Source organism: Candidatus Thiopontia autotrophica (genome assembly GCF_982804495.1).
The window spans coordinates 59,183-71,332 of the sequence record NZ_CEYDPX010000006.1; the positions used below are offsets into that span (position 1 = coordinate 59,183).

Sequence of the window (12,150 nt, forward strand, 5' to 3'; positions counted from 1 at the left end):
GTAGCGCAATGATTGTCGGGATCTCACGTCTGCATGGGGGGCACCAGGTGGCCCAAAAATTAATCACCACTACCTGGCCACTCCACTCATTCATTTTATGGGGCCTGCCATCAAGATCGAGTAGAGCAATATCAAGAGGATTCGTATTGTCCGACTTGGTGATGGCCTCAGATGGAGCCACATTCAGGGGGGTTGCAGTAGAGTTCAGGTAGTAGCTGACGGAGCCGCCTGCCAACAGGGCGATCAATGCCAGAATGAGTACTGTTCTCTTGTTCATATCTATTGTTTCAAGGCCTTGCGCACATGTTCTACAAATGGTTTTGCGTCCATAAACTGCACCAGGCGGGCAGAGGTGACCTCGTTGCCGTCACGGTTAAAGAAGAGGAGTGCGGGTGGGCCAAAAATTCCCAGTTTTTTCATCAGGGCCTGATCCTGTTCATCATTGGGGGTAACGTCTGCCTGCAGTAGCATTGCTGAGGAGAGCGCCTGTTGAACATCTGGATCAGAGAAAGTCAGAGATTCAAACTCTTTGCATGAGATGCACCAGTCAGCATAGAAGTCCAGAAAAACAGGCTGGTTGTTACTGGTTGCCCTGGCCAGAGCCTTCTCAAGACCATCAATCCCCTTGATCTGCTGAAAAGAGAGATGCTCTTGTTGAGCTATCGCCGAGCCAGATCCGCCTACGTTGATGTTTTTAAGTGGCTGGAATGGATCGCCACTGCCTGAGCCTGCCCCAATCATTAGCATGACTCCGTAAACCAGCATCAGCAAGCCAGACCCTTTCCATAGCTTCTTCCAGCCGCTGCTGGGGGATGGAAGCGGTTCTAGCGCACCCATGTAAATTGCAGGGACAATTAGTAATGCCGCCCAAAGTACCATGGTTACTGATGGAGGAATGATTCTTTCCAGCATCCATACGGCAACAGCAAGTAGCAATACCCCAAATATTGATTTGACTGCATCCATCCACCCTCCGGCGTGAGGGAGCAGTTTGCCAGCTGAGGTGCCGATTGCCAGTAACGGCATACCCATGCCGATGCTTAGTGCAAACAGAGCCATTCCGCCCAGCAGAGCATCTCCGGTCTGTCCAATATAGATCAGCGCTCCAGCCAGTGGTGCAGCCACACAGGGCCCAACAATCAGGGCAGAAAGTAGCCCCATAACTGCAACCCCGGTCAATGATCCACCTTTTTGTCGATTGCTTGCTGATGCCAGCTTTCCTTGAATGCTCGACGGCATCTGCAAATCATAGAAGCCAAACATGGAGAGTGCCAGAATGACAAAAACGAAGCTGAATGTTCCAAGTATCCACGGATTCTGGAAAGCAGCCTGCAGGTTTTCCCCAAACAGTCCAGCCATCACTCCAGCAAAAGTGTAGGTAAGAGCCATTGCCAGTACATATACCAACGACATGGTGAATGCTCTGCGGGTAGTTATGCTCTCACCCTGGCCTACAATAATGCCAGAGAGAATGGGGATCATCGGGAAGATGCAAGGGGTAAATGCCAGTAACAATCCAAACCCAAAAAAGCTTAGAAGGGTGAGTAACATGTTCCCATTCCCCAGGGATGCTGCAATCTGATCCTGCTCTGCCAGTGGGGCAACACTCTCCTCTGCGGCGGAGGCAGAGGCAATAACTGCAGGCAGGCTGATAGAGACTTTTTTGCTGATTGGTGGGTAGCATATCCCCCGTTCGGCACACCCCTGATACATTACTCTCAGGGTGCCACTGGCGGCATCGTTGCTGGTACGCCTGAGGGGGAGATTGATTGATTGGTTACCATGGTAAACCTCTAGGGTGCCAAAGAACTGATCCTCTTTCATATCTCCCGCAGGGAGGTCGGGGGTACCAATTGAGAGATTTTTCTCATCTAGTAGTTTGAACTTGAACTTGTTGCGATAGAGGTAGTGTTCGTCTGCAATCTGCCAATCCAGCCGGATTGACTCCTCCTCTGGGTCCTCACTGGAGAAGGCAAAAGCCTTGTCGGGATGGAGGGGGTCGTCACTCTCAGCGCCTAAGCCCAGTGAGTCCATCAATCCGCCGAGCTGCTGTAGTGATGATTGTTCTGCCAATGTGGGGGATATAGCCCCCAGCAAGATCAGTATAGTGAACAGTAAAGTCCAGATATTCTCTTTCAATTTCATGACGTTATTATATTTTGCCTCTATTCTTCGGTAGATTGTGCGACCCATGAGAGATATGAGTTGGCTCCGCTCACAATATCCAGTGCAATCACCTCTGGGGTATCGTAGGGGTGGTTACTCTGGATGGTGCTCTCAATATCTGCGTATCGCGTTTTCGTTGTTTTTATAATAAGTAGAGTCTCCTCATCACTCTCTATTTCATCTTTCCACCGATATACTGACTGGACAGCATCAATCAGATTTACACAGGCGGCATATCTACGTTCGACCAATAAACGGGCAATTGATTCCGCTGTTGCCCGATTGGGACAGGTTGTCAGAATTACAATTGTATCTTTCGGTGTTGCCACAATAAGAGCAGAGAATACAGTACAATAGGCGCGATATGAATCCCTTTCGACTGCTCTTCGCCCTCTTTATACTGGTTCCGCTGGTTGAAATTTATCTGTTGATGCAGGTGGGTGCAGTGATTGGAGCCTTTCCAACCATTATATTGGTAGTGGCAACGGCAATTGTTGGAGTGACTCTATTGAGGGCACAAGGACTCTCCACCATGATGGATGCGCAGAGGAGTATGGCTAGTGGAGAGATACCGGCACTTCAGTTATTGGAGGGCGCAGCACTTCTGATAAGCGGGGCCCTGTTGCTTACTCCCGGGTTTGTAACTGATTTTATTGGTTTTCTTGGGCTGGTTCCTGCGACCAGAAGGATGTTGATACGAGGTTTTCTTGCCCGCTCAAGCAGTGTTAATTTCCAGTATCGCTCTACAGACTCGTCTAGAGAGCGAGAAGATGGGGTGACTATCGATGGTGAATTCCACCAAAAGGATGACCCCTGGCTGAAATAGCTGCAAGCTCTTTATTGGGGTATTAGTTATTATTTTCAGCATCTTCCCTTGACTTCACAATAACCGTCCATATTATTAGCACTCCTTGGGCGAGAGTGCTAATTGTGATTTCCTCTCTGCCCGAGTCAGATTTTAAGATTAATCATAATATTAAGGAGAGACCATTATGAATTTGCGTCCCCTGCACGATCGTGTAGTTGTTCGCCGCATGGAAGAGGAGCGGATGTCCGCCGGCGGTATTGTTATTCCTGATTCAGCAACCGAGAAACCAAGCCGTGGCGAGATTGTTGCTGCCGGTAATGGCAAGGTCGCTGATAACGGTTCACGCCAGGAGATGGATGTGAAGGTTGGTGACACTGTTCTGTTCGGTAAATTTGCTGGAACCGAGATTAAGGTGGACGGTGAAGAGCTGCTAGTCATGAATGAAAGCGACATCATGGCTGTCATCGAAGGATAAGGAAGGAAAATAATTATGAGCGCAAAAGAAGTAAAGTTTGGTGATGACGCGCGTCATCTGATGCTGGCCGGCGTCAATACTCTGGCCAACGCGGTAAAGGTAACCCTTGGCCCTAAAGGTCGTAATGTGGTTCTGGACAAGGCATTTGGTGCCCCAACCATTACCAAGGATGGCGTCTCTGTAGCCAAAGAGATCGAGCTGGAGAACAAGTACGAGAATATGGGTGCGCAGATGGTAAAAGAGGTTGCCTCTCAGACATCTGATGTTGCTGGTGATGGAACTACAACAGCAACTGTACTGGCTCAGGCAATCATGCGTGAGGGTATGAAGGCGGTAGCAGCGGGCATGAACCCAATGGACCTCAAGCGTGGAATCGACAAGGCGGTTATAGCTGCAGTTAAACAGATCAAGGGGATCTCAACCCCATGTACTGACACCGGTGCGATTGCCCAGGTCGGTAGTATCTCTGCAAATTCCGATGAGTCAATTGGTACCATCATTGCGGACGCAATGGAGAAGGTCGGCAAAGAGGGTGTAATCACCGTTGAGGAGGGCAAGTCCCTTGAGAATGAGCTGGATGTTGTTGAGGGTATGCAGTTTGATCGCGGTTATCTCTCCCCCTACTTTGTAAATAACCAACAGAACATGACTGCCGAGCTGGAGGATCCATTTATCCTTCTGTTTGACAAGAAGATCTCCAATATCCGTGACCTGCTGCAGATCCTGGAGGGTGTTGCCAAGGCAAGCCGTCCTCTGCTAATTATTGCCGAGGATATCGAGGGTGAGGCACTGGCAACTCTGGTTGTAAACTCCATGCGTGGAATCGTCAAGGTAGCTGCAGTCAAGGCCCCTGGTTTTGGGGATCGCCGCAAGGCCATGCTGCAGGATATAGCGATTCTGACTGGTGGTCAGGTTATCTCTGAGGAGGTCGGACTCTCTCTGGAGAAGACCACTCTGGAAGATCTTGGTACTGCCAAGCGTATTGTGGTCGAGAAGGACAATACCATTATCATTGATGGTGCCGGCAGTGCTGAAGAGATCGAGGCACGTGTTGTCCAGGTTCGTCAGCAGATCGAAAATACCACCTCTGACTATGATAAAGAGAAGCTTCAGGAGCGTGTTGCCAAGTTGGCTGGCGGTGTTGCTGTTATCAAGGTTGGTGCCGCAACAGAAGTGGAGATGAAGGAGAAGAAGGCGCGTGTTGAGGATGCATTGCATGCAACTCGTGCTGCAGTTGAAGAGGGTGTGGTCCCAGGTGGTGGAACTGCTCTGGTTCGTGCCCGTGCAGGTATTGCTGATCTCTCTGGTGATAACCATGATCAGGATGTTGGTATCAACATCATGCGTCGTGCCATGGAAGAGCCACTGCGTCAGATTGTTGCCAATGCAGGTGATGAGGGTTCTGTTGTAGTTAACAACATCGAAAACAACGATGGCAACTACGGCTACAACGCAGCTACTGCAGAGTATGGTGACATGATCGAGATGGGAATTCTTGATCCAGCCAAGGTGACCCGTTCTGCACTGCAGTACGCAGCATCTGTAACTGGTCTGATGATCACTACAGAGGCGATGGTTGCTGAGATTCCTCAGGAGACAGCAGCCCCAATGCCGGATATGAGTGGTGGTATGGGTGGTATGGGAGGAATGGGCGGCATGATGTAAATTATCGCTCAGCTCATCTCCAGATGGCCGCATAACGGCGTTAAAAAATGATCATTTACTTTTAGTAAACTCACATTTTTTGCCTTGTTCTGCAGCTGTCTGCAGAGGTTCCCTGGACGATGTTTGAGTATTATCGTCTCAAAAAAGCCCCGGTCAGCATTGATCGGGGCTTTTTTGTTAGAATTGGTTTTTTGTAAATTGAGATATAACGATGATTAAGGCTGGGATTGTTGGAGGAACCGGATATACCGGTGTAGAGTTGCTGCGATTGCTTGCAAAGCACCCGGATGTGGAGCTACAGGTTATTACCTCTCGTTCAGAGGCAGGGAAGCCTGTTGCAGAGCTATTCCCCAATCTGCGCGGACATGTCGGTATTGAGTTCTCCGAGCCCGATATAGAGCAGCTGAAGAGCTGTGACGTGGTCTTCTCAGCAACCCCAAACGGGGTGGCCATGACGATGGCTCGAGAGCTGGTGAGTGCGGGTGTGCGCATTATCGATCTGGCGGCAGATTTTCGTCTGAGTGATCCGGCAGTCTGGGAGAAGTGGTACGGAGTGCCCCATGCCTGTGAGGATCTGCTGGCAGAGTCTATCTATGGTCTGCCTGAGGTGAACCGTGAGGCAATTCGGGAGGCGCGAGTATTGGCTAATCCAGGATGCTATCCAACGGCTGTCCAGTTGGGGTTTTTACCTCTGGTTGAAAAAGGGCTGGTAGAGCTGAATGGACTGATTGCCGATTGTAAATCAGGAGTTAGTGGCGCCGGTCGTGGTGCAAATGTAGGAACTCTGCAGGCCGAGTCTGCAGAGAGCTTCAAGGCATATGCAGTACCTGGACATAGGCACTGGCCAGAGATTCACCAAGGGGTTGGCAGAATGGCGCATCAGAGTGAAATAGGGCTCACTTTTGTACCTCACCTGGTACCAATGATTCGTGGGATTCATGCGACACTCTATATGCAGCTATCTGAGAATGTTGCTGACCTGCAGTCAGTTTATGAAGAGAAGTATCTGAATGAGCCTTTTGTCGATGTGCTACCGGCTGGCTCTCATCCAGAGACACGTACGGTGCGTGGGAGTAATGTATGTAGAATTGCCATCCACAAACCTGAAGATTCAGATCACGTAGTTGTGTTGTCGGTGATTGACAATCTGGTCAAGGGCGCCTCTGGGCAGGCAGTGCAGAATATGAATATCATGTTTGGTCTTGATGAGACTACAGGACTGGATCTGGTCGCCCTCATGCCTTGATGGACGGTCTCTGAAAACCGTAAAAGTTGACTAATTTTGTCGGAGATCAGATAATTCATTGAATAATGATTCTGGAGATGTTTTTATGAAAGAGATTAATGTACTCAATGACTACGTAGGATTTACCGAGGCTGCAGCTATCAAGGTTAAGGCGCTAATTGCGGAAGAGGGAAATGATAATCTCAAGCTTAGAGTCTATATAACAGGTGGTGGCTGTTCCGGATTTCAGTACGGATTCAAGTTTGATGAAGATGTGGAGGAGGGGGATACCGTCGTAGAGAAAAATGGTGCCACCATGCTGGTTGACTCGATGAGTATGCAGCATCTCAATGGCGCCGAGGTTGATTACTATGAGGGGCTTGATGGCGCACGTTTTGTGGTCAATAACCCGAATGCAACATCAACCTGTGGTTGCGGGTCATCGTTTTCAGTTTAAGAAGCCTCTAAAAAGCTTAATGCGCCCTCTATTCCGCTCCTTCGGAAAATCCCTTGTGGGTCCAAATTCCTGCGCGATCATCATGCCCCCTGGCGAGAGCTGCGGGCTAGTTTTATTGAGTTGTTAAATCATACTTGACTCATTCAATAGAATGTGTGATTATTGATGGACTTATGCCAGTAAAAGACTATAAAAAATCAATTTTCGAGCAGTTTGCCCGTACCGGGAAAGCCTTTAGCAATGCCTATCGAATTGAGCTGTTAGAGATCCTTGCACAGGGAGAGCGTACTGTAGAGCAGCTCTCAATTACAGCCGAACTGACTGTTGCCAACACATCTCAGCATCTTCAACTGTTAAGAAATGCAGGATTGGTTACCGCAAGAAAGGTTGGGCAGTATGTCCACTACAACCTCTCTGACGACCTGGTTATTGATCTATTGGTGGCACTGAGAAAACTATCTGAGCGCCATCTGGCCGAGGTAGAGCGCCTGGTCAATACTTATCTAACTGTCAAGGATGATCTGGAACCTGTTCCGGTTAACGAGCTGATGGAGCGTGCTGGAGATGGCGTGGTCACAGTACTGGATGTCCGTCCTGAGGTTGAGTATGAGGCTGGACATATCCAGGGCGCAATAAGTGTACCGATGGACCAGCTTGAGGATCGCGTTGGTGAGCTTGATCCTGAGCGTGAGATTGTTGCCTACTGTCGTGGCCCATACTGCATGTTGGCTTATGATGCCGTTGCCAAGCTTCGTGAGAAAGGGTTCAAGGCGCGTCGTATGGATGAAGGTTTTCCAGAGTGGCGCAAAGCTGGCATGCCAGTTGAGATGAAAGAAGAGTAGTTCCCAATCCGGTAGAATATCCGGATGAAAATTAAATCCCCAGAACTTCTATCCCCTGCAGGGACACTGCAGCATATGCGTGCGGCTTTTGCCTATGGCGCAGATGCTGCCTATGCTGGTCTGCCACGCTATGGTCTGCGGGTGCGAGAAAATGACTTTGACCTTGCTGGATTGGGGAGCGCTATTGATGAGGCGCATCAGCAGGATAAGAAGCTATATGTAACAGCAAATATACTGGCTCATAACAGCAAGGTAAATACTTTCCAGAGAGATATAGAGCCCGTTGTTGAGCTTGGTCCGGATGCCTTGATTATGGCGGATCCTGGCCTGATCCATATTGTGAGAGAGCGCTGGCCAGAACAGACAATTCATCTGTCGGTACAGGCCAACAGCGTCAATTATGCGACAGTAAATTTCTGGAAGAGCATGGGAATTGAGCGGGTGATTCTCTCTCGTGAACTCTCTCTTGATGAGGTAGAGGAGATTCGTCAGCAGTGTCCCGATATAGAGCTTGAGGTCTTTGTCCATGGAGCGCTCTGCATGGCCTACTCCGGACGCTGTCTACTCTCCGGATACATCAATCACAGGGATGCAAACCAGGGGGCATGTACCAACGCCTGCCGCTGGGAGTACAGAGAAGTTGCCAGTAAGGTTGATGATAATGGCGACTTGGCAGTTGCTGATGATCAGGCGCATGGCCAAAGAATACTGATTGAAGAGATGGGACGCCCGGGGCAGCCAATCCCTATGGAAGAGGATGAGAATGGTACCTACATCATGAACTCCAAAGATTTGCGTGCAGTAGAGCATATTAAGCGTCTGGTTGAGATGGGGGTGGATTCACTGAAAATTGAGGGCAGAACCAAGTCCATCTATTACGTAAGCAGAGTGACCCAGTCATACAGGAAGGCGATTGATGATGCGGTTGCGGGCCGTGATTTTGATCCTTCACTGCTTGGTGAGCTTGAGAATCTTGCCAGCAGAGGATATACCGATGGTTTTTTCAAGCGACACCATGATGAGGAGTATCAAAACTATATTCAGGGGAACTCTTTGGGTCATCAGCAACTCTATGTAGCAGAGATTACAGATTATGATCCCCAGCAGAAGGTGGCAACACTACTGGCCAAAAACAAGTTCAGTGTTGGAGACAGAGTGGAGTTGATTATGCCTCAGGGTAATCGTGAGTTTGTTCTGGAGAGGATTGAGAATTTGAAAGGGGAGTTGGTTGATGTTGTTCCAGGCGGTGGTCATCGAGCACGGATTCCACTTGACCTCTCGTCACATGGGAATAGTTTCAGCCACGGGATGATTGCCAGATTCCTGTAAACCAATCTTTTTTACGTTAATATCTCAGATTAAGTAGTTACCAAACAATAACGAGGGGAGTAGTTGTGTCCAGGATAGAAGCAAGCCGAGGTCAATTTCCACATGTGAGAATGCGCAGAATGCGTAGAGATGATTTTTCGCGTCGGATGATGCGAGAGAATGTATTGACCCCAAACGATCTGATATACCCAATGTTTGTTATTGAGGGTAAAGACCGTCGCCAAAAGGTTAAGTCAATGCCGGGGGTAGAGAGGGTAACTATCGATCAACTGCTAAAAGAGGCAAAACAGCTGATTGATCTCGGTATTCCGACTATTGCCCTCTTTCCTGTGGTCCCCAAAAACAAGAAATCACTGCTCGCAGAAGAGGCCTACAACCCTGATGGCCTGGCGCAACGCGCAGTACGGGCACTCAAGAAGAAATTTCCGCAGCTGGGAGTAATGACAGACGTTGCTCTGGACCCATTCACCACCCATGGCCAGGATGGCATTATTGATGATAGTGGTTATGTCATGAATGATGAGACGGTAGAGGTCTTGATGCAGCAGGCGGTATCTCATGCGGAGGCAGGCGCCGATATTGTTGCACCATCAGATATGATGGATGGAAGAATTGGGGATATCCGCTTTGCGCTGGAAGAAGAGGGCCACATTCACACCAGAATCATGGCCTACTCAGCCAAATATGCATCCAGTTTCTATGGCCCATTCCGTGATGCGGTCGGCTCTGCAGCAAATCTTGGTTCTGGTGATAAATCAACTTACCAGATGGATCCAGCAAATAGTGACGAAGCACTATGGGAGGTCTCGCTTGATCTGGAAGAGGGGGCAGATATGGTGATGGTCAAGCCTGGAATGCCATATCTTGATATTGTCCGCAGGGTTAAGGATCAGTTCGGGGCCCCTACCTTTGTCTATCATGTAAGTGGTGAGTACAGCATGCTGAAGGCGGCTGCCCAGAAGGGATGGCTCAATGAAGAGGCGGTAGTGCTGGAGGCTCTACTGGGATGTAAACGTGCAGGTGCAGATGGGATTCTCACCTACTATGCCAAAGATGTAGCACGTTGGCTGAAGGCATAAACCTGGTTAACAAAACTCCATGACAGATCGATATATGGTGGTTGGCAATCCGATTGCCCATAGCAAATCCCCGCAGATTCACTCCATGTTTGCAGAGCAGACCGGGCAGGATCTGATCTATGAAAAACAGCAGGTAGAGGCGGGAGAGTTCGTACAGGTACTTAATGCCTTTCAACAACTTCAAGGCAGAGGGATGAATGTCACAGTCCCCTACAAGCACGAGGCATGGGAGGCAGTCGATGAGCTGTCGCCACGGGCACAGCGTGCAGGTGCAGTCAATACCATTCAGATTCGTGATGATGGCTCACGTTATGGTGACAACACCGATGGTATTGGGCTGTTGAGAGATCTGACAGCAAACCATAAGATGAGCCTTAAAGACAAAAACATCCTGATCATGGGCGCAGGCGGTGCAGTCAGGGGAATACTTGAGCCACTTCTTAACGAAAAACCAAACCAGATATCAATTGCCAACCGTACCCCAGAGCGTGCCGAAGAGTTGGCAGAGGAGTTCGCTGATCTTGGCAATATAGAGGGCGGAGGTTTTGATGAGCTCGATGGCCAGCACTTTGACCTGATAATCAATGGAACCGCAGCCAGTCTGCAGGGAGAGATGCCGCCACTGCCATTTGATATTCTGGCTCCAGACGCAGTCTGTTATGACCTGATGTACTCGGCTGAGCCAACCCCATTCATGCAGTGGGGGGAGGAGTTTGGTGCAGTAAAAATAATGGATGGACTGGGTATGCTAGTGGAGCAGGCGGCAGAATCTTTTAGCCTGTGGCGAGGAGTGCACCCCAATACAGCACCGGTGATCAAGGCGCTGCGTTAACAGATGTGAAATTTAAGTGTTACAGCAAATGGAGTCAGCTACCTGCAGGTGTTGATTCGCTATTTGATCATAGTGGGGATGAGAGCATGTTTCTCACCCGCGAATGGTTCGAGGCACTTGATACAATAGCATTAGAGGATGGGCAGTCACTATTGCTGACCAGCGTAGTTGATGAAGAGAGTGTGCTGGCACTGTTGCCACTAATTGGAGAGGGTGAATACTGGCAATCAGTTAGCCACCGTTACACCGCCCTCTACAGTTTGCTGTTAGCAGCAGAGAGACAGCCAGAAGTCCTGGCCTGTTTGGCTGAGGGGCTGAGTCAACACTCTATCCACTCTTTGCAGCTGAGCCCTGTTGCCGAAGATGATCATAATATATTGGGTCTGCAACAGGCTCTGGCTACCTTTGGTTACGAACCTCAAAAATACTTCTTTTTCTATAACTGGATCCATCGCACCCAGCAGCACTCATTCGATGCATACATGGCCGGAAGGCCTGCTCAATTGCGCAATACCATCACACGCAAACAGCGCAAGCTGGAGCGTGAACATGAATGCAAGATACGTATGTTCAAGGGGGATGAGGTACAACAAGGGTTGATAGATTACCACTCCGCCTATTCAGCTAGCTGGAAAGCGAACGAGCAGTATGTGGCGCTGCTCGATGCGGTAGCGATCAACCTGTCAGTACCGGACTGGACAAGAATAGCTGTTTTATATATCGACGGGAAAGCTGCTGCAGCACAGCTCTGGTTTGTTGTTCACGGTCAAGCGAGTATCTTCAGGTTGGCCTATGATGAAGAGTGGAAGCGCTACTCACCTGGCTCCATTCTTACTGCATACCTGATGCAGTATGTGATTGAAATCGATAAGGTTGAGGAGATTGACTTCCTCACTGGTAACGAGGCCTACAAGCGGGACTGGATGTCACTGCGTAGAGAGCGATGGAGGCTGTTATTTATCAAGCAGAATAGATCGCAGGGTGATTCAAGTACGTTGATGGCTATGCTCAAGAATGGGTTTAAGCGTATATTCAACAAGTAGGCCGACTGTAGGGCACAGTTCAGTCATGAAGAGATCTTGTTGATCTTATTATATAGTCAGGAGCGGAACAGAGCGAGCTTGTTGATTGTGTCAAAATTCACAGTATAGCGGCTTGGATCTGATGCTATATGGAATCCGTATATCACAATATTTAGTGATTCCGTATAATATACTGTTAGGCAAAGCGAACGTACGATTATAATAGACACAAGATTCACGATAATTGAGG

At 49.1% G+C, this 12,150-nt stretch carries 13 protein-coding genes; 10 read left to right on the forward strand and 3 right to left on the reverse strand.

Annotation, left to right across the window (positions count from 1 at the left end; translation table 11 throughout):
• The 3 genes from AC3ZFK_RS03465 to cutA form a co-directional block, all read right to left on the reverse strand.
• Positions 1–277: TlpA family protein disulfide reductase (locus AC3ZFK_RS03465; RefSeq protein WP_489433723.1), on the reverse strand; the 277-nt coding region annotated here is incomplete at its 3' end.
• A gap of 2 nt (positions 278–279) precedes the next feature.
• Positions 280–2,145: a protein-disulfide reductase DsbD gene (locus AC3ZFK_RS03470; protein ID WP_489433724.1), complete on the reverse strand. Its 1,866-nt coding sequence runs from the start codon at positions 2,143–2,145 to the stop codon at positions 280–282.
• Between the two features lie 20 nt (positions 2,146–2,165).
• Entirely contained in the window at positions 2,166–2,495 is a 330-nt protein-coding gene (cutA, locus tag AC3ZFK_RS03475; protein WP_487506426.1) for a divalent-cation tolerance protein CutA, read from the reverse strand.
• Between the two features lie 35 nt (positions 2,496–2,530).
• Between cutA and AC3ZFK_RS03480 the strand changes: the two genes are divergently transcribed.
• The 10 genes from AC3ZFK_RS03480 to AC3ZFK_RS03525 all read left to right on the forward strand — a co-directional run bounded on the left by AC3ZFK_RS03480 (position 2,531) and on the right by AC3ZFK_RS03525 (position 11,921).
• Complete coding sequence (locus AC3ZFK_RS03480; protein ID WP_487506427.1) at positions 2,531–2,992, forward strand: FxsA family protein; 462 nt, start codon at positions 2,531–2,533, stop codon at positions 2,990–2,992.
• A 166-nt stretch (positions 2,993–3,158) separates the two neighbouring features.
• Positions 3,159–3,449, forward strand: a complete 291-nt coding sequence (gene groES / locus AC3ZFK_RS03485) for a co-chaperone GroES (RefSeq protein WP_487506428.1) — start codon at positions 3,159–3,161, stop codon at positions 3,447–3,449.
• Positions 3,450–3,464: 15 nt separating this feature from the next.
• Positions 3,465–5,114: a chaperonin GroEL gene (groL, locus tag AC3ZFK_RS03490; RefSeq protein WP_487506429.1), complete on the forward strand. Its 1,650-nt coding sequence runs from the start codon at positions 3,465–3,467 to the stop codon at positions 5,112–5,114.
• A gap of 211 nt (positions 5,115–5,325) precedes the next feature.
• A complete protein-coding gene (argC, locus tag AC3ZFK_RS03495; protein ID WP_487506430.1) occupies positions 5,326–6,360 on the forward strand; it encodes an N-acetyl-gamma-glutamyl-phosphate reductase in 1,035 nt (344 codons plus the stop codon).
• Positions 6,361–6,445: 85 nt separating this feature from the next.
• Positions 6,446–6,796 carry an iron-sulfur cluster insertion protein ErpA gene (gene erpA, locus AC3ZFK_RS03500; protein WP_487506431.1) on the forward strand — a complete coding sequence of 117 codons (351 nt, stop codon included), beginning with the start codon at positions 6,446–6,448 and terminating at the stop codon, positions 6,794–6,796.
• A 173-nt stretch (positions 6,797–6,969) separates the two neighbouring features.
• Complete coding sequence (locus AC3ZFK_RS03505) at positions 6,970–7,638, forward strand: metalloregulator ArsR/SmtB family transcription factor (RefSeq protein WP_487506432.1); 669 nt, start codon at positions 6,970–6,972, stop codon at positions 7,636–7,638.
• A gap of 30 nt (positions 7,639–7,668) precedes the next feature.
• Positions 7,669–8,967 (forward strand): prephenate-dependent tRNA uridine(34) hydroxylase TrhP, encoded by a 1,299-nt coding sequence (gene trhP, locus AC3ZFK_RS03510; RefSeq protein ID WP_487541377.1) that lies wholly within the window; start codon positions 7,669–7,671, stop codon positions 8,965–8,967.
• 74 nt (positions 8,968–9,041) lie between these two features.
• Positions 9,042–10,046: a porphobilinogen synthase gene (hemB, locus tag AC3ZFK_RS03515; RefSeq protein ID WP_487506439.1), complete on the forward strand. Its 1,005-nt coding sequence runs from the start codon at positions 9,042–9,044 to the stop codon at positions 10,044–10,046.
• Positions 10,047–10,065: 19 nt separating this feature from the next.
• Positions 10,066–10,878: a shikimate dehydrogenase gene (gene aroE / locus AC3ZFK_RS03520; RefSeq protein ID WP_489433725.1), complete on the forward strand. Its 813-nt coding sequence runs from the start codon at positions 10,066–10,068 to the stop codon at positions 10,876–10,878.
• A 5-nt stretch (positions 10,879–10,883) separates the two neighbouring features.
• Positions 10,884–11,921, forward strand: coding sequence for a GNAT family N-acetyltransferase (locus tag AC3ZFK_RS03525; RefSeq protein WP_487541366.1), 1,038 nt, complete (start codon positions 10,884–10,886; stop codon positions 11,919–11,921).
• Positions 11,922–12,150 lie beyond the last annotated feature (229 nt).